Here is a 17915-nt window from a genome sequence, read left to right as displayed (position 1 = left end):
GACGGCCCGGAAAATGGGGACAGGCACCCGGCCTCCATGTTCATTCGCGAAAACCCCAGCCTGATCCTGCCGGGAGCCAGTCCCCGTTTTCCTCCGACGTGCGCAACGCGTGTGTGATCCGCTATAGGCGTGGGGCCCTTGCTCTACACCCGAGGGCTCCGCACCCGTGAAACACGCACGTCTCTGAACGGTCGCTGTTCCTCGAAATCCGTCCCCTAACGTCGTGGTCAACCACCTTGGGCGAATGTGTGGTGAATCCGAGGTCAACGAAAATTCTCGGGATCCCATTGACTATTTGTCATCAACTCGATAGAAATAGTCGACATTGGTTGTGTCTTGCGATTTCCTTGGCCTCTACCTCGAAGGACGAGCAGGTCCCATGAGGTGCTAGGAGCTTGTGCCGCTCGGTGGCGCAGGTGCATCCGTATCGCCTTCGCCTCCCCGGCAACCATCGAGTGTTTGATGGTGAAAGGAGGTGGTTAAGAGACCTATGGGCGAGTCCGGGCCCGGTCTTGGTCGTGGATAATGTTTTCGATTTGTTAAAATTGAAATCATCAAGAAGTAATCAATTATAAAATATTCGGAGAAAAAGCACGCACCTCCCCACATCCATCCCCTTGCCTTCTCGGCCCCCGAAGATTAAGCGTGACCCGTCTTCGGGGGCCGAGAAGGTCACTTCCACCTCGGTCGGGGGCGAATTTGTCCTTCGAATGATTGGTTTTAATATTTCAAAGTTGATTGAAATGATTGAGAAATAAGGCGTGGGTTTTCGAGGGTCGAATGGTCTCGCCATCGTCGGTCGTCATCGTTCGGATTGATCCTATGAGATGAAGTCATGGCCCGGATGGCCTCGGCGAGCATGAGGCCGTGTCTTCTTGGGGATGGCTAATCTTGGTGTGGGCGACCTCGATTGGCGGGCTTTCGACTCAACTTGACGATTGCCCGGGTTCGGTGGTATGGTCCGCGCCGAGCTGTTGTCGTGACTGGATTTCGGGACAACGCCGCGACGTCACGCCCCTGGTTTTGCAGCTCCGAGTCCTGCTCGAGACGCCTCGACCCCGGGAATGGTCCGACCCCGTGACGGGTCGGGGGGCGGGCCGTCTCTCGCGATTCCGACCAAGGAGGGGCGGGGTCCATGAACGTCGCCATCGCCAACCCGGACGGCTTCCCCAGGCCCGCGACTTCGGTCGGCGGGACGTTGAACCCCTATCCGCGCGAGGGCGGCGAACGGCAAGAGATGCGCGACCGGATCCTCGCCCGTGTCGGCCGAGATCGGGACGTGCTCGAGCTCGGCCCCGGGACATTTGCGGACGAGTTGCGGGCGGCCGGCTGTCGCGTGGAGGTCGTAGGCTCGCCGAATCTCGCCGAGGAGCCGGAGGATCGGCGGTTCGACGCGGTGATCGCGGCCGAAGCGCTCGGGGGCCCGGACGACCCGGAGGCCATCCTCCAACTGGCCAGGCGGGCGCTGCGGCCGGGGGGCGCGTTCCTCGCGTCCGTGCCCAACGTGGCGCACGGGAGCGTGCGGCTCGCGCTCCTGAAGGGCCGATTCCTCTGCGGCGACCGCGGCGTGCTCGACCCGACCCATCTGCGGTATTTCACCCGAGACTCCCTGATCCGTCGGCTCGAAGGGGCTGGCTTCGCGATCGGGCATCTCGAGGCGATGGAGCAGCCGATCGTCGATCCCGACGGGGCAGACGACTCGGATGCGGCGGTGCTCACCAACGGGCTGGCGGTCGAGCTTTCCCGCGATCCGGAGGCGCGGGCGTCTCGGTTCATCGTCGTGGCGCATCCCCTGCCCGACCCCGGCCTCGATTGGATCCAGGGGCAGTTCCGCGAGCTGTCGACGGAGAACGAGGAGGCGAGGCGCGAGCTCGAGGATCTCCGCCGGGTCGTGAACTCGATGAACACCCACCTCGCCTACCTCTCCCAGCAGGCGAAGCGGGAGGCCGACCGGGCGAACGAGACGCGCGAGCGATTGCTCGAGGCCCAGTACGAATTGGTGAGGCGTGACGCCGATCATCGGGTCACGGTCGGTGAGTTGATCGCCGAGAAGGAAGGGTTGGTGGCACGCCTCGAGGCCCTACGCCAGAGCCTGCCCGGCCGGGTCTATCGGAAAGCGCGTGCGGTTCTGGCCTTCGGACGCCGATAAACCTCTCTGTAGGGGACGATCCCGCCGAACCCCCGCAGGAGGAGGGTCCTGTGCCGCTTTGCTCGGTCATCATTCCTGTCTATAACCTCGCCGCCGTGACGCGCCGGTGTCTCGACCAACTCCTGGAAGGCCCGGCGGGTCGATCCGACTTCGAGGTGATCGTCGCCGACGACGGGTCGAGGGATTCGACCCCGCAAGTGCTGGCCAGCTATGGGGATCGGATCCGCGTCGTGACTCACGCGAAGAACGCGGGTTTCTCGACGACCTGCAACGACGGCGCCGCGATCGCCGAGGGCCGTTACCTCATCTTCTTGAACAATGACACGGTCCCCCTCCCCGGCTGGCTCGACGCACTGGTGGAACACGTCGAGGCGAACCCGTCCGCGGCGATCGTCGGCTCGAAGCTGCTCTACCCGGACGGCTCGATCCAGCACGCCGGGATGGTCTTCGACGCCGACCGTCACCCTCGGCATATTTACGTCGGATTCCCGAGCGATCACCCCGCCGTGAACAAGTCGAGGCGCTTCCAGGTCGTGACCGGGGGCTGCTTCCTCGTGACGCGCGAGGCGTTCGACAGGGCCAACGGCTTCGACACCGCCTTCGTCAACGGCTTCGAGGATGTCGACCTCTGCCTGAGGCTCGGCGAGCTCGGCTATGAGGTCCGCTACTGTCACGAGAGCGTGCTCTTCCACCTCGAGTCGATCTCCGAAGGCCGGAGCCTGCACGACGACCGGAACCACCGGCTCTACGTCAAGCGTTGGCGCGACCGCGTGCAGGTCGACGACTGGCGCTACTACATCGACGACGGCCTGATCCGGTTGACCTACCCCGCCTCGTGCCCCTTGCGGTTCGAGATCGCGCCGATCCTGGGAGTCGTGGACCAGGAGGGGAGGCATTCCGAAGGGGATCGCCTGCTCGCCTTGCGCTCGAACCAGGTTCGCGACCTGCTGAAAGAGAACATCGGCATGATGGTCAAGGGGCTCGGTCGTCCGGTCGGGGTCTGATCGTCCGGAACGGTCCGCGGACCCCTGCTTGTGGACGGGAAGGGCGGAGTTCCGAATGATGCAAGGACGTGATCTTCGAGTCGACAGCCTCATCCCCCTCCGGAACTCTGAGCTCCGGCGCCCACTTCGGGTCGCCCTGGTCGGACACGAATTCCTCGGCCCCGGCCGAGGGGTCGTCGGCAAGGCCCTCGCCCGGCTCGTCGGCTCGCTCGAGGCCGCCGGGCATGAGGTAATGATCCTCGATACCTCGCCCCCTCCAGGGACGGTCGGCGGTGGGGACGCTCTCCATCTCGGCCAAACCCCTCGCGTGGTGCCCTTGCCCGATTGCGGTTTCGACCTGCATGGCGAAACCCCGAATATGGCGATCAGCCACCGCGTCGCATCCTGGCTTCGTGAGCACGACGACTTCGACGTCGTCCACTTCGTCGAGGCGCAGGGGCACGGCTACTACACAGCCCTGGCGAAGCATCAAGGGACGATCCTCAGGGACGCGACGCTCGTCGTCGGGCTCCAGGGGGCGACGGCCTGGGCCCACTCGGCCGATGGGCAGTTCCCCCAGTCCGAAAAAGACCTCGAGGAGATGTACATCGAGCGCCGCTCTGCCGAACTGGCCGACGTCGTCTGGAGCCCGAGCGGCTCCATGCTCGACTGGGCCGGCCAGGCCGGCTGGGACATCCCGAGCGGCAGCCTCGTCCTGCCTCCGATGGCCCGACGCCCTTTCCAGAACTTGGAGGGGGCTTCGCTCGGGCCTCGCCCAATCCGAGAGCTCGTTTTCTTCGGCAGGCAGGCGGCGCGTCCTGGTCTTTTCCTCTTCCTCGACGCGATCGACCGACTCGCCCGAGAGGGGGGTACAGCCCGGTTCGACGGCCTCACGGTCACGATCCTGGGAGAGCCCTCGAGCATTCGGGGCAAAGTGAGCGAGGCGGTCGTCCTCGAGCGCGCCCGACGCTGGCCGTTTGCATCGCAGGTCCTCTCCGACCTCGATGACAACGCGGCGATCGAGTACCTCCGAGGGACCGGTCGCCTGGCGGTGCTCCCCTCGATCGCCGAGAACGACCCCGATACGATCCTCGATTGCCTCGGGGCAGGGATCCCATTCGTCGCGAGCCGGGTCGGCTGTGTCCAGGAGTTGGTCCACGGAGACGACGTCGGGCGCGTCTGCGTCGATCCGAACCCGAGAGCATTCGCCGACCGGTTGATGCGAACCCTCGACGATGGCCAGTCCCCGGCTCGACCCGCTGTCGACCTCGACCGCAGCTCGGAGCACTGGGTTCGCTGGCACGAAGGCTTGGAGGCCGGGCGTCCCGCCGTCGCCGAACCTTCAACCTTCGGCAACGCGGAGCCGACCGTCAGCGTCTGCTTCACCCATTACAACCGACCGCAGTACCTCCGGCAGGCGCTCGACGCGATCCTCGCCCAGGACCGGCCGCCCCTGGAGGTCATCGTCGTCGACGACGGCAGCCCCTCCGAGGACGTCCAGCGCGGGCTCGACGCGATCGTGGCCGATTACGACTTCGAGGGGCGGGGGTGGCGGCTCATTCGCCAGGAGAATCGCTTCCTCGGGGCGGCCAGGAACCGAGGGGCTTTTGAGGCCCGGGGCGACTACCTGCTCTTCAACGACGACGACAACGTCGCCAAGCCTCACGAGATCTCGACGTTCCTCGCCGTCGCCAGACGGACCGGGGCCGACCTCTTGACCTGCTTCCACGACGCCTTCGAAGGGTCCGAGGCCCCCGACGACCGGACGACCCCCCGCCATCGGTCGCTCTTCACCGGGCCCAATATCCCCGTGAGCCCGCTCCTCAACACGTTCGGCGACGCCAACGCCCTGGTCCGGCGCACCGCGTTCCTCGAACTCGGCGGCTTCACCGAGGATTTCGGCGTCGGCCAGGAGGACTGGGAGTTCTTCGCCCGGATGGCCCTCGGAGGATACAAGGTCGACGTCGTCCCGGATTCCCTCTTCTGGTACCGGATCTCCCCCGACGGCCTGACCCGATGGGTCTCGGTCCGGGGCAAGTTCCTGCGGTCGAGCCGGCCGTATCTCGACCAGATCCCGAAGGCCTACCATCCGCTCGTCGAGATGTGCCTGGGGCGCTCACTCGCCGACCACGGCCAGATCGAGAGCCATCGTCCCCCGACGCCCGTCGGGCCGGCTCAGCCGGGCCCCTGGCCGCTCCGGTACAAGGTTGCGGATGCCCTCAACGCCCGACTCAAGCGGTTGTCGGCCGTCCACCGGTCGGGCAAGGCCCTGATCCGCGGCCTCGTTCGCCTCAAACCCCTCCTCAAAGGCCCGTCCCTTGGCCTGGCGGAATCCCAGGAGCCTGTCAGCTCGGCACGTATTCGACAGGACCTCTCGGCGCAGGAAGCGCCGAGCCGGCGTGTGGTTCACGCGGGCGTGCAAGAAGGTCGGGTGGCGGGTCGTCGTTGATAGGGATTGGAGTCTGCGGCTTTGGTGGGCATCGCCTACCAGCTCTGCCAGATGGCACGAGCGGCGCGCAAAAAGAGGGGTGGGCCGAGCCCACCCCCGTATTGATCACCGACTTGGCGATGGTCGTCGTTCCGGGATTTCAGACCTGGAACGAGCTGCCGCAGCCGCAGCTCTTGACGACGTTCGGGTTGTTGAAGACGAACCCGCGTTTCTCGAGGCCGTCGTAGAAGTCGACGACGGTGCCGTCGAGATACGGGTCGAACTTTTTGTCGACGGCGAGCTTGATGCCGTGGAAGTCGACGATGCGATCGCGCTCGGACGTCGAGTTGTCGAAGTTCAGGCTGTAGGAAAACCCGCTGCAGCCGCCCCCCTGGACGCCGACGCGGAGCACCGTGTCCTCGGGCAGGTTCTGCTCGGTGAAGATCTTCTTGACCTCGTTGGCCGCCTTCTCGCTCAGCATGACACCCATCGGAAGCGCTCCTGTTCTGGACGGAAAGTCCCCGGGACGACTTTATCGCCGGTCATAATCTTATCATAACGTCGAGTCAATTCCCATGTCCCCGCGATCGCGGCCATTCCAGGCCGAGCTCAGGGTCCGGAGCCTGGCGACGGCCCCGTCGATAGCTTCCACGGCGAAGTCGACCTCCTCGGTGGTCGTGAACCTCCCGAGGCCGAATCGGAGGCTCGCGCGGGCCATATCCTCGTCGACCCCCATGGCTAATAGGACATGACTGGGCTCGGGATCCGCCGCGGTGCAGGCCGATCCGGAGCTCACGGCGACGTCCCGCATCGCCATCATCAGGGCCTCGCCGTCGACATAGGAGAAGCTTAGGTTCAGGTTGCCCGGCAGTCGAGCTTCGGGGTGCCCATTGAGGCGGATAGCCGGGACGCGTGCGGCGATCCCCCTGTGGAGGCGCTCGCGGAGCTCGAAAAGCCGGAGTGCTTCGTCGGGACGCTCCCGTGCGGACAGCTCGACCGCTTCGCCGAGGCCGACAACCAGGGGGACCGCGATCGTCCCGCTGCGGAAACCCCGCTCGTGGCCTCCTCCGTCGAACAGGGGGGCGAGGCGCACCTGAGGGTCGCGGCGACGCACGTACAGTGCGCCGATCCCCTTGGGACCATAAATCTTATGTGCGGACAGGCTGAGCAAGTCGACGGCGTCGGCGACGACGTCGAGCGGGATCTTGCCCACGGCCTGGGTCGCATCGGTGTGGAACACGATCCCCCGGTCGTGGCAGAGCCGCCCGATTTCGCCGATCGGGTTGATCGTGCCGACCTCGTTGTTCGCGACCATGACCGAGACGAGGACCGTCCGGTCGTTCAGGGCCGCCGCGACCGCCTCGGCCGAGATTTGCCCGTATTCATCGGGCACGACGACGGTCAGGTCCCACCCCTCGCGGGCGAGACGCTTGAACGGGTCGAGGACCGACGGGTGCTCGGTCGCCGCGGTGACGAGGTGGTTCCCCTTCCGCTTGAGGCTCGGGAGGACCCCCTTGATCGCGAGGTTGTTCGACTCGGTCGCGCCCGAGGTGAAGACGATCTCCCGGGCTTCCGCGCCAAGGATCGCGGCCACCTGCCCCCTCGCCCGGTCGACCGCCTCGGCCGCGTCCCAGCCGAACTGGTGGGAGACGCTCGCGGCGTTGCCGAAGGTCTCGGTGAAGTAGGGCAACATCACCTCGAGAACCCGAGGGTCGACACGCGTGGTCGCGTGGTTGTCGAGGTAGATGGGGAGCTTGAGCACGTCGGGGAAATCTCCGGGACGTCGGATCGGAGATGGGGCTCTCGGGGATTCGCCCGAAAATCCAACATTTTTTATGCTAGTTGGAATTCCCTAATCTTTCAACCCGGCGCACAATGGGGAGTGACCGCCGGGCGAAGGCCCGAACCGGTCGCGAGACGGGCTGAGGTCGACAGGAACGTCCACCGCCCCTCGCCCCTCCGAAGGATTCCAACAGCAGGGAGGCTCCAATGGCGTACGACCGAGATCAAGCGACCCACGAGTTCATCCGCTGGAGCGAGAGCTACGATCGTTCGATCCTGCAATGGCTCCTCTTCGGTCCCTCGCACCGGGCATTGATCCGCCGAATTCACGCAGTCGTCGGCGACAAGCCCGCGCGAATCCTCGACGTCGGCTGCGGGACGGGCGTCTTCGCCGCCAAGATCCGCGAGGCCCTGCCCAATAGCAAAGTCTGGGGCATCGACCTCGTCTCCGACATGCTGACAAAGGGATCTGAACGCTGGAAGCGGCACGCTAAGCATGTCCAGCCGGTGCAGGGTGACAGCGAGCGCCTGCCGTTCGCGGCCGGGTCGTTCGACATCGTGACCTGCGCCAACAGCTTCCACCACTATCCCCACCAGGACCGGGCCGTCGCCGAGATGCACCGCGTGCTTGCACCTGGCGGGCGGTTGATGATCATCGACGGCTATCGCGACGCCCCCTGGGGCTGGCTCATCTACGACGTCTGCGTCGCGGGCGTCGAAGGGGAAGTCCACCACGCGTCCGCCCGTCGGTTCCGCGAGCTCTTCACCCAGGCCGGCCTCAACGCCGTCGCCCAGAAGGTCCACCGCGGCCTCGCCCCCTTCCTCCTGACCGAAGCCGTCGCCGCCGAGCCGCTCACCGCCATCCATGCGCCCCACTTCCTGACCATCCCGGCCCACCGGAACCAGGAAACGACCGTCTGAAGCTACGTATAGGAAAAGCGGAAAATCTATCAACAGATGACGCAGATGAACGCAGATTCAGATAAATGATATTCAAAAATCTGCGTTCATCTGCGACATCTGTTGATGGGTCGTATTTCTCTTGTCCGTGACCAGGTGCTCAGCGGCCAGTTCGCTGACGCGACTCCGGAATTCGGATGTAGTGGTCCGTGACGGCGTGGTGGGTGATCGGGATCATCGTGGCCGGCATGTGGCAGCCGAGGCAATCCTTGGTGGGGTTGATCGGGCAGCTTGGCCGAGTGGCCCGTTCGGGAGAAGCCGGCTTCCCCGGGCCTGACGCGTGGCATGTCAGGCACTTCGACTCATAGAAGGTTGCCGAGGTTTCGGCGTCCCGATGCGGGTCGTGGCAAGTGGTGCAGCTCAACTCCCCCTGGCTCTGGGTGAAGCAGCGACTCCAAGGGAGCGTCGTCCCCTGGAAGCGGAGCCAGTAAGGGTCGGTGCGCGGGCGGGATGAGCCCGACTCGTGCTCCCCGTGGCAGTCGGCGCACATCGCGACGGCCCCGGCGCCTGCGCGTCGAGGTGAGACGATCGCCGGGTCGGCGAAGTCGGCCGCGACGGCGTCGAGGTGGTTGCCGCCAGGTCCGTGGCAACGTTCGCAGCCGATCGCCCGGTCCGACGCCTGGGGGCCGACCCCGGTCTGGACTGACCGAGGCGTTGTCGTGTGGCAGGCGAGGCAACGGTAGATCGCGTGGGGAGAGTCGAGCGCCTTGCCCAGGAACTCCTCCGGCACGGGAGGACGCAGCCGCTGCCCGGTCGTCTGATCCCAGCCCGTCGCGCCCCCTTTCTCGCAATAGTACGAGAGCCGGAAGATCCGCCGCTGGCCATGCTCATCCGGGCCGACGAGCGAGAGGTATCGGCTCTCGGCGCCGAAGGCGTACTCGGCGAGCATTCGGTACGTCGAGTCGCCGACCCGAGTCTCGGCCTGGATCCGGTCGCCCTTCCGCTCGATCGAGTGGACGACCCGAGGGTCTTCGCGGTCGGTGCGCGGACCCTCCGGCAGCGGCAGTCTGACGAGGTCCTTGGGCCGTCCCAGCGTGTTGGCGTGGCGGCCTTCCCGGGAGTCCTGATAGATCTCGCGATGGCAGTCCGCGCAACGGGCCTCGCCGACATAGGGAGACGGCTCGGGATCAAGTAGATGCGTGCTTCGATACGAGCTCGCGCGTCGAAGCGAGGCCGCTTCGGCGGAGTTCCCTTCCTGCAAGTACGCTCGACTCAGGAGCCAGTCGATCTCTCCGAGGTCGGGGCCCGAGCCCGGGCCACCGGCCCCTTTCAAGGCCTGCCGGGCCTCGACCGGCTTCTTGAGCTGGAGCAAGGTCCGGCCGAGCAGTCGGTTCGCCCGGGCGGCGGTCTGCGAATCCCCTCCGAGGGTCGAGTCTCTCCCGAACGCTCGACGCAAGGCCTCGACCGCCTTCACGGGTTCCCCCAACTCGGCGCGGAGCGTACCGAGCATCAGATTTCCACGCACCTCCCAGCCGGGCTGCCGCGCGAGCCGTTCCGCCAGTTCGGCGGCGTCGACGGGCCGGACGGTCTCGATCATCCGCCGGGCCTCGGCGTCGAGCGTCTCGGCATGGTTCGCGTCGGAGATCAGGGCCTTTTTCCAGACTTCCTCGGCCTCGCGGACCATCCCCTTGCGCGTCAGGCAGAGGCCGATGAGGTAGAGATCCTCCGCCTCGAATTGCCCCTTCCCGACGCGGTCGAAAAGCGCCATCGCCGCCTGGACTCGCCCCTTCCTCGCCGAGGCCCGGGCGAGTAGCCGGATCGCCTCGCGATCGTCTGGGGCGGCTTTGAGACGCTGGCGTGCGAGGTTGGAGGTGGTTTCCCAATCCCCTTGGTGATACGCGAGCCGTCCCCGACACACGGGGTCGGCTCGACGCCACATCCAGGCCGCAGTGGTCACGATTCCGCCGAATAAGACCAGTGACAGAGCAAGCAGGACCCACCGGCGCGTCCAACCGCGATCCCCGAGCTTCACCATGCCGCAATCCTCGGAAACCTTCGGTCGGGAGAGGTCCGTGAGGCTCGGTGGGGGGGAACGCTGGACCTTCGGGCCATTATCGATCCCGGTCCCGCGACCCGTCAACGTGAGGACCGCTGCCCCGACCTGCGGGCTGACCGGAGAGATCGCAAGGCATCCCGGACCAATCCTGAAGGCGCCTCAATCCTGACTGAGGCTGATCGCCGCGATGGCGGTCTTGGTCCCGGCCATCTGGCCGGCGTCACGCGCGATGCCCATCGTGAAGGTCTCCATGTCGAGGCAGTTTTCATCGCGCCCGAATGGGTCTTCGGTCTCGACGCTGGCTTCCTCGATGCCGAACAGGCCGAGCGCGATGATCGCCATGAGCGCGGGCGACCACCAACCGCTGATGTTGGCGACTGCGAAGGGGAGCGTGAGCAGGTAGACCAGGATCAGTTGCTTGATCATGACCACGTAGACAAACGGCAAGGGCGTCTTGAGGATCCTCTCGCAGGCCCCCTGGGCATTCACCAGGCAGGCCATCTGGTCTTCCATCTGGCGGACGATCTGCGGGTTGAGGTGGTTTTCTCGGTACTCCCGCTCGATCCAGGTCGTGATCGCGAGCGCGACGCACGTTGGGGGATTGCCGAATCGCATGACCTGCCTGGTCAGTTCTTTGGGCAGGTAGATTTCGACCTCGGCCATGTTCTTGTTGCCCTGGAGCGAATGCCGAAGGCACTCCGCGTATCCCGCGACGAGGTCGGCCAACTCGGAGCCTCGGTCCGTGTAGGCGACCCCTACCCTGACCAGGTTGCGGCACGCGTTGATGATCTGCCCCCAGCACGTCCGCCCCTCCCAGTAGCGATTGTTCGAGGCGTTCATGCGGAAGACGATCAGGAATCCCAGCAACGCCCCCAGGACCGCATGCTGCCCGGGGTCCAGGCCGAACAACTCCCGGAATCGGACCCCGCCTATCGAGATGCCGATGGCAAAACCCGCCTGGATGATGCCGGCGTAAATGGTCATCGCCAACACTCGCCACTTGGCCCGGCGGAACGCTGTCCCGCGCCAGGAAATGACGGCGTTAAACCAGCGGTTTCGATCGTAGAGAATCATCGAGGTTGGATATCCAGCGTGAGGATTGGTCGACATTCCTCGAGTGGGTCGGCCCACTCGAGACAGATCCCATCAGGCCGCGACGCTCCGGTCAAGTCTCCTCGTGACTTGAGGAGGGAGGCGACGTTCATTTCGGCCCGGCAACTGGCTGGCGACCCGAGCCAGTTCCGAAATCCCTTCCGCCGCGGCTTGGACGCGGACGGGCGTACAGAGGCCGATCGCGTCCACATGCCTCAGTCTACAGAATCCTCCCCATGTGTGGCACTGGCTCCTGAATTCTTAGAGCGGCTAACGACTGGCGTACGGAAGAACGTGTCCATAACCCGCGAGCGGAGGAGGAAGGGTAAGGAACCGGACGAGGGGCGTTACGACCTCAGCAGCCGGTATCCGGGCGGGAAACGGTGGTTCGGATGCCCGTCAATGCTCGCGGCGAGATCCTGTCCCGTGCGCCTGGACCCCAGGTCGGTTCCTCCCGAAGGGTGGGGGCCCAGCCGATTGGATCCCGATCCGGAGTCTCGATCGATGTCATGCCCCATGGGCATGCTAATTCCGTCACATGGTATTGCCGACGATCCAGGAAAGATCGCTTGATCTTCTGGGCGGGGTGGCCGTGCGTAGGCGATCAATCAGCAGGATTGCAGGGGACCGGCCGAAAAGGCATGAAGGGAACAATCCTTTGGTTGAGGCTGGTGGGGCTCGCCCAACCCGAGAACTTAACATCGGTTGACTCGAGAAAATTCAATGAATTTACGATCAATTATGTGTATTGTCGTTGCGTGTGCATTCGGTTTCCTATCTCGCCCAGGCAAGGCCGAGGAGGAAAGCCCTGCGAAGGTGATCCTCCTGGAAATCGACTCGATCAGGAAGGCCGGGATCGAGATGACGGATGCTGCCAAGAATGCCCTAAAGCGCGGTGACAAGGACGCGAGCAACGCCTTGGCAAAAGGGATGACGGAACTCGGGGATCGAAGGGATCGGTTGGCTTGGCAACTGTACGAAGCGGATCCGAAGAACACGCGACTCTCCGCGCTCCTCGGCCAGCGTTGGATGCACCGCGTAGTCCAGGGGACGCCCGCGCCGGAGGTGCTCGAAGAGATCGATCGAGTCCTCGGGGAAAGCCACGACCCGGCCTTCGTCCGTGACGTCGCCTTCTTGAAGGCGGAGGCCGTCATGCGAATCAACGTTCAGCGTCGCGTTCCCGATCTGGTGAAGGAATCGCTCCCTTCGATCGACGAGGCCACGCGAGTCTCGCCCGAGGACAAACGCGGCGGCAAGCTCTTGTTCACCCTCATCCAGCAGGGTGGGACGCTCCCGTTCGAGACGAGGAACCGGCTTGAGGAACGCATCCTCCGAGATTACCCGGCGAGTCCGTATTCCGAGCAGGTGTTGAAGGGGCGGGCCGTCAGGGCGAAGATCGGTCAACCCTTCGACCTCCACTTCAAGGACGCCATCACGGGCGTGCAGGTCTCGACGAAGGACTTCCGAGGGAAAGTCATCGTTGTCGATTTCTGGGCGTCGTGGTGCGGGCCTTGCATCATGAGCCTGCCTCGATTGAGGCAACTCTATGAGGCGTATCACGAGAAGGGTGTCGAATTCATCGGGATCAGCTTGGATCGTCCCGAGGACGAGGGCGGCCTCGACGCTTTGAAGAAAAGTGTCGCCGAGAACCGTATCCCTTGGCCGCAGTATTATCAGGGCGGATCTGGCGCGGGAAGTTTCGCCGACGCGAACGGCGTCGACGGCCTCCCCTGCATTTTCGTCGTCGATCGAGAAGGCCGCCTGGCGTTCGTCCAGATCGACACCGCGGAATTGGAGAAACACCTCCTCTCACTGATTACGCCCGACTCCAAGGCCAAGTCGAACCCCTGAGCTGCGGGTCTCGTGGATGACCATGGCCGTCCGACCTGAGCCCAGCGGAGCCACGGGGGTGCGAAGCGATTTGAGGGGGCAGACGCGAAATCCCGGCTCGCTGTGTCTCATGGGCGGGTGGCCTGGTCGAGGCGCCTGGCCATCAGTCGAGTCTTGGTCCATTGGAGGTGAAGGTTCGCCATCGCAACGGCCCTCTCAGCATCCATTACCTCCATTTCATCCTTGATTGATGACTTCTCGAGCTTCTTTTGTCGGTGGGAAGCTTCCATTTGAAGGACGGCCCGCCTCGCCTTCGAGTCATCGCAACGGGATGGAAGGCCGGCTCCGGGTAGGCTCAGGTTCCTGTGTCTCGGGTCACCGGCCCACGATCGCGGCGCGCCATTGGAGGAGGGCGGGATGACGGGCGATGCCGACGGATCCAATGGCGATAGGACGCCAGCAATTGAGTCCGATTTAATCCGGTGTGGATCGTCGAGCAAGACACGCACGCTGTCGGTGGTATGACGCGTGAAGTGCTCTCTACGGAAGGAATTGCATCGTTATTCAGCCGGATTGCGGGTATGTCGATCCGGGCTATCGGCGAATTGCTGACCGAAAAGCTTAGAAAAAAGGGCGCAAATTTCACTGGCCGGTGTCTTCACGTTGCCCTTATACTTCCTCAGCCAATCTTACCGATACTTAATTGATGCGACGGTCTGTCCTCGAAGCAGGCGGAGACTAGGAGTCCCCGGAACCGGGCGGCGATCGGCGTTGGATGGCCTTCCGTCGCCTTCGGGTTCGTCACGGCAGTCTCGCCGACGGTTTCGTCGGAGGGGTGTGCCCGCCGTCCCCACGCGCCGTCGTCGAGGACGGCCGCGTGGCGTCCGCATGCCGATGGTACGGAGGTCGACCGCGTGACGAGGGAGTCCATGCCATGAGGGTGATTGTGCGCAGGATCGGCGCAAGGCGTCGGCCGGTTGCGCTGGCCGTCGTCGCGTGTGCCTGCGGCGCCTTACTGATGAACGGCTGCGGGTCGTCAGGGCCAGCCCAGGATCTTTCGAAGACATACAGTGCCGTCAAAGATGTCGACCCGAAGTCGCTCAAGAAGAAACGGAGCGATGGCCGGGGCCTCCAGGACGTCTCGATCCAGGAGCGGAGACAGATCCTTCGCGAGGCCAGGAAGAAGCAGCAGGATTCTCCCTGAGCTCGGCTATTTCCGACGCGGAATTCCCCCTCGATCGATCGTTTGAGACCTCGGAATCTTCCTTCCGTTGTGCCAACCGACCGAATTCCCCCCCCGCCGACATGTTCTCGATGTTTTATTGTCATCCTCAATGCGAGTGGAGGGTTTCGACAATGTCCGGACATCGCTGTCCAGGCGCCGCCCGTCGCGGCTTCACGCTGATCGAGTTGCTGGTCGTCATCGCGATCATCGCGGTCTTGATTGCGCTGTTGCTGCCGGCGGTGCAGGCCGCACGCGAGGCCGCTCGGCGCATGGGTTGTACCAACAACCTCAAGCAGATCGCCCTCGCCACGATGAATTATGAGAGCTCCAACGGTTGCTTCCCGATCAACACGACCGACGCGATGAGCCCCAACGGCCCGGGCTATTCGACGCCGTACAAGCTCACGGTCGACGCGTTCGGGGCGCTGGCGAGAATTGCCAACTTCACCGAGCAGCAGGCGCTCTACAATGCGATGAATTTCAACTTCTGTCCCTACACGTTCGACAACAGCACCGTCGTGCAGACCGGCTTGAACTACCTCTGGTGCCCGAGCGACGGCACGATCTCGACGGCGTTCCTGGAGACGGCCCCCGGCTGGGATTGTTCCAATATCTCCCTCCGCTACAGCAGCTACGCCGGCATGCTCGGGACCTACTGCCCCGGACAGAGCCGGATCCCCACCGTCTCGGCCATGGCGATGGAAAATGGCGCCCTTCATGACGTCGGCTATCCCACTATTTACAAGGGGAATGGCACGCAGGGGACGGTCAAGCTTGCCAGCATCACCGACGGTACGAGCAACTCGATGCTCTGGGTCGAGCGCGCCCAGGGGAAGATGGAGAAGCTCGGCTGCTCGGCGGGGGGCGGCTGCGACTTCGAGTGCAAGGGATGGTGGGCCGACGCGAACTATGGCAACACGGCCATTACCGCCTTCTACCCGCCGAACCTCCCGATCGACCCGGTCTACAACACGACCGGCGTCTGGAAGAACACCGTTGACGCCTCGCCCGGCCAGTGCGACGACGGGCATAGCATCCCCGCCATGACCTCGTCGAGCTTCCATCCCGGCGGCGTCAACGTCGCGTTCTGCGACGGCTCGGTCCACTTCATCAAGAACTCGATCAACTCGTGGAACTGGCGGCTCGTCCCGCGGATCACCGTCAACGGCAACCCCTGCTTCCCCGTCCCGCCCGCCGGTATGCAAGGCGTCTGGCAGGCCCTCGGCACGATCAACGGCGGTGAGGTCATCAGCGCCGACTCGTTCTGAACGCCGAAATCGGCCCCTGGCTCGGACGCTCGCGAGGAGCGGTCGAGGCCGGAATCGAGAGCCTCCTGACTGCAATCCTTCGATGGGCGGTGGCCCCATCGACACGATGGGGCTGCCGCCCATTTTTCGTTGATCGGGGGTTCCGAGCGGGACGGTTCCATCAACGAACTTCGCCGTCGCCCGTCGGGCGTTTGACGCGGATGTAGTGGTCGGTCAGGTCGAGGTGGAGGGCCTCGATTCGCGTGCGAGGCATGTGGCAGCGGACGCAATCCTTGTTCGGTTCCACGGGACAGGTTTTGTACGAGGAGGCGGTCTGGCTCTGACTCGCCCGCACACTGGATTTCGGCGGCGTTGAGGCTGCGTGGCACATGAGGCACTTGGCCTCGTACTGGGCAATCGTGGTCGTCCGGGTGCTCTTGTGGGGGTCGTGGCAGGTGACGCAGCCGAACGAGCCGCCGCTCTCGGTATTGCACCGGCTCAAGGTCCAGCCGACCCCCTGGGAGCGGATCCACTCGGGGTCTTCGGGGTTCTCGTTGCGGTAGTTCTGGCCGAGGATGTGGCAGTCGTTGCACTGGGCCGCCGACGCCTCCTGGGGTGAGGCTGCGGCGGGATTGACGATCGCCAGGTCGCGGAGGCCGGCGGCGGCGGCCGCGACGTGGTGGGCCCCCGGCCCGTGGCAACGCTCGCAGCCGATCGCGCGGTCCGCCGTCTCGGGCCCGACGCGGACCTCCCCTGCCCTCGCGTTCGTGGTGTGGCAATACAGGCACTTGGCGACTCCGTCACGCATCCCGACGGGCTCGCCCTGGAACTCGTCGCCGTGGGTCGGATGGATCGCGTCGAGCGCGGACTTGTCCCACCCCTGGCCTTCCGACGTGTGATAATACGAAAGCCTGGCGATCCGATAGCCGCCGCGCTCGTCACGGCTGACCATCGTCACGTAGCGGTCGCTCGTGCCGAATGCATAGGCGATCAGGGCCTCGTAGGTTCGGTCGCCGACGCGGGTTTCTTCTCGGAGCTCCCCCTTGCGCTCGAGGATCGCGTGGGTGACCTTGGGGTCGTCGGGGTCGGGGAGCGGCTGGGTTGGTCGCGGGAGCCCCTTGAGTTGTTCGCCCCGGTAGTAGCTTTGGGTGTGTCGGCTGGCCAGGGAATCCTTGAAAATTGCCGAGTGACAGGCCTCGCAACGGGCTTCGCCCACGTATGGGCTCGGCTCGGGTTCCAGGGGCTTCTCGGCCCGGTAGCGACCAGCCCGGGCGAGGGCGTCGTGGGCCTGCTCCTTGGCCCCCTGCTGGAGGTAGACGCGGCTCAGGAGCCATGAGGCCTCGGGGTCGGGCCCGGAGGCCAGGGTCGCTTGCAATTGTTGGAGGGCCTCACCGGGCCGTCCCGCCCGGAGGAAGGTCCGGGCGATGAGTTTGCGGAGGCTGGCCGGGTCGCGCGAATGACGAACCTCATTTGGGTCCCGGGCCAGGGCGCGACGGAAGGCCTCGTCGGCGCCGGCGACGTCGTTGACCGAGGTGCGGATCGTGCCGAGCATCATCGCCCCCCGGGCCTCCCAATCCGCCTCATGGCTGAGCCGTTCCGCCGCGCGACTCGCCTCCTCGTATCGACGCCTCACGAGCAGGATCCTCGCGAGTTCCTCGAGCGTCCGCGGCGGCATCGGGCCGGCGTCGAGGGCCTTGTCCCACGCCCGTTGGGCCTCGTCTGTCCTCCTTTGACGCTCCAGGGCCATCCCCTGGAGCACGTAGTCTTCGCCCTGGAACGACGACTTCGTGAGCCGGCCGTTGTAGAACGCGATGGCCGCCTCGTCTCGGCCGAGCCGGGCCGACGATCGGGCAAGGAGCCGTTGCGCGTCGACGTCGTCAGGGCGGCCTTTGAGGACCTCGCGAGCGAGCCTGGCCGAGACCGTCCAGTCGCCGCGCTCGTAAGCAACCTCGGCTCGAGCCAAATCACCGGGGAAGAGACGAGGCCAGGCATACCACAGGCCCAACGCCGCACCGACGAGGGTGAACATCGCCGTCGCGACCCCGGCTCGTCGTATTCGTCGCGTCGTATGGGAGCCGTCCGGCATCGGATCACACCCTTCGGGTGGCGTGAGAACGGTTGACGTTCGAGTGGCATCCTTACTGATACAAGCCCGAAGCGCAACCGAGTGAATTGGTTTTGACTATTTGCGGAAAGATTCACTCGCTTGCGCTTCGGGCTTGT

At 64.8% G+C, this 17915-nt stretch carries 12 protein-coding genes; 7 read left to right on the top strand and 5 right to left on the bottom strand.

The window, feature by feature from the left end; genetic code table 11:
- Positions 1 to 1135 precede the first annotated feature (1135 nt).
- Genes ACYOEI_RS40220 through ACYOEI_RS40210 form a run of 3 tightly spaced genes read left to right on the top strand, consistent with a single transcriptional unit; the run spans position 1136 to position 5581 of the window.
- Entirely contained in the window at positions 1136 to 2149 is a 1014-nt protein-coding gene (locus ACYOEI_RS40220; protein ID WP_462856284.1) for a class I SAM-dependent methyltransferase, read from the top strand.
- Positions 2150 to 2199: 50 nt separating this feature from the next.
- Complete coding sequence (locus ACYOEI_RS40215; protein WP_462856282.1) at positions 2200 to 3153, top strand: glycosyltransferase family 2 protein; 954 nt, start codon at positions 2200 to 2202, stop codon at positions 3151 to 3153.
- Positions 3154 to 3208: 55 nt separating this feature from the next.
- The gene (locus tag ACYOEI_RS40210) at positions 3209 to 5581 is read left to right on the top strand and encodes a glycosyltransferase (protein WP_462856281.1); all 2373 of its coding nucleotides are present in this window, start codon (positions 3209 to 3211) and stop codon (positions 5579 to 5581) included.
- Between the two features lie 139 nt (positions 5582 to 5720).
- Here the strand turns inward: ACYOEI_RS40210 and ACYOEI_RS40205 are convergent, their stop codons facing one another.
- The gene (locus tag ACYOEI_RS40205) at positions 5721 to 6050 is read right to left on the bottom strand and encodes a HesB/IscA family protein (protein ID WP_462856280.1); all 330 of its coding nucleotides are present in this window, start codon (positions 6048 to 6050) and stop codon (positions 5721 to 5723) included.
- A 63-nt stretch (positions 6051 to 6113) separates the two neighbouring features.
- Entirely contained in the window at positions 6114 to 7322 is a 1209-nt protein-coding gene (locus ACYOEI_RS40200) for an IscS subfamily cysteine desulfurase (RefSeq protein ID WP_462856278.1), read from the bottom strand.
- 227 nt (positions 7323 to 7549) lie between these two features.
- Here ACYOEI_RS40200 and ACYOEI_RS40195 point away from each other — a divergent pair, with 227 nt between their 5' ends.
- Complete coding sequence (locus tag ACYOEI_RS40195) at positions 7550 to 8263, top strand: class I SAM-dependent methyltransferase (protein WP_462856277.1); 714 nt, start codon at positions 7550 to 7552, stop codon at positions 8261 to 8263.
- 139 nt (positions 8264 to 8402) lie between these two features.
- On the opposite strand, the gene ACYOEI_RS40190 is transcribed toward ACYOEI_RS40195, so the two are convergent.
- Together ACYOEI_RS40190 and ACYOEI_RS40185 are read right to left on the bottom strand one after the other, a co-directional pair.
- A complete protein-coding gene (locus tag ACYOEI_RS40190; protein ID WP_462856276.1) occupies positions 8403 to 10277 on the bottom strand; it encodes a tetratricopeptide repeat protein in 1875 nt (624 codons plus the stop codon).
- 180 nt (positions 10278 to 10457) lie between these two features.
- On the bottom strand, positions 10458 to 11372 hold the full coding sequence (locus ACYOEI_RS40185; protein ID WP_462856275.1) for a bestrophin family protein: 915 nt from the start codon (positions 11370 to 11372) through the stop codon (positions 10458 to 10460).
- 834 nt (positions 11373 to 12206) lie between these two features.
- On the opposite strand from ACYOEI_RS40185, the gene ACYOEI_RS40180 reads away from it, so the two are divergent.
- From ACYOEI_RS40180 to ACYOEI_RS40170, 3 genes are all read left to right on the top strand, one after another.
- Positions 12207 to 13241, top strand: coding sequence for a TlpA family protein disulfide reductase (locus tag ACYOEI_RS40180; RefSeq protein ID WP_462856273.1), 1035 nt, complete (start codon positions 12207 to 12209; stop codon positions 13239 to 13241).
- Between the two features lie 913 nt (positions 13242 to 14154).
- On the top strand, positions 14155 to 14424 hold the full coding sequence (locus ACYOEI_RS40175; protein WP_462856271.1) for a hypothetical protein: 270 nt from the start codon (positions 14155 to 14157) through the stop codon (positions 14422 to 14424).
- A gap of 152 nt (positions 14425 to 14576) precedes the next feature.
- Positions 14577 to 15713: a DUF1559 family PulG-like putative transporter gene (locus ACYOEI_RS40170; RefSeq protein ID WP_462856270.1), complete on the top strand. Its 1137-nt coding sequence runs from the start codon at positions 14577 to 14579 to the stop codon at positions 15711 to 15713.
- Between the two features lie 160 nt (positions 15714 to 15873).
- On the opposite strand, the gene ACYOEI_RS40165 is transcribed toward ACYOEI_RS40170, so the two are convergent.
- On the bottom strand, positions 15874 to 17778 hold the full coding sequence (locus ACYOEI_RS40165) for a tetratricopeptide repeat protein (RefSeq protein WP_462856268.1): 1905 nt from the start codon (positions 17776 to 17778) through the stop codon (positions 15874 to 15876).
- Positions 17779 to 17915 lie beyond the last annotated feature (137 nt).

Source organism: Singulisphaera rosea, from assembly GCF_054877945.1.
The sequence above is the reverse complement of the archived record's forward strand: the minus strand, read 5'-3'. Positions and strand labels throughout refer to the sequence as shown.

Bases quoted from the DNA above. Each gene is read 5' to 3' on its own strand.
- ACYOEI_RS40220 (WP_462856284.1), top strand. From the start codon at position 1,136: ATGAACGTCGCCATCGCCAACCCGGACGGCTTCCCCAGGCCCGCGACT.
- ACYOEI_RS40210 (WP_462856281.1), top strand. From the start codon at position 3,209: ATGATGCAAGGACGTGATCTTCGAGTCGACAGCCTCATCCCCCTCCGG.
- ACYOEI_RS40205 (WP_462856280.1), bottom strand. From the start codon at position 6,050: ATGGGTGTCATGCTGAGCGAGAAGGCGGCCAACGAGGTCAAGAAGATC.
- ACYOEI_RS40195 (WP_462856277.1), top strand. From the start codon at position 7,550: ATGGCGTACGACCGAGATCAAGCGACCCACGAGTTCATCCGCTGGAGC.
- ACYOEI_RS40190 (WP_462856276.1), bottom strand. From the start codon at position 10,277: ATGGTGAAGCTCGGGGATCGCGGTTGGACGCGCCGGTGGGTCCTGCTT.
- ACYOEI_RS40185 (WP_462856275.1), bottom strand. From the start codon at position 11,372: ATGATTCTCTACGATCGAAACCGCTGGTTTAACGCCGTCATTTCCTGG.
- ACYOEI_RS40175 (WP_462856271.1), top strand. From the start codon at position 14,155: ATGAGGGTGATTGTGCGCAGGATCGGCGCAAGGCGTCGGCCGGTTGCG.
- ACYOEI_RS40170 (WP_462856270.1), top strand. From the start codon at position 14,577: ATGTCCGGACATCGCTGTCCAGGCGCCGCCCGTCGCGGCTTCACGCTG.
- ACYOEI_RS40165 (WP_462856268.1), bottom strand. From the start codon at position 17,778: ATGCCGGACGGCTCCCATACGACGCGACGAATACGACGAGCCGGGGTC.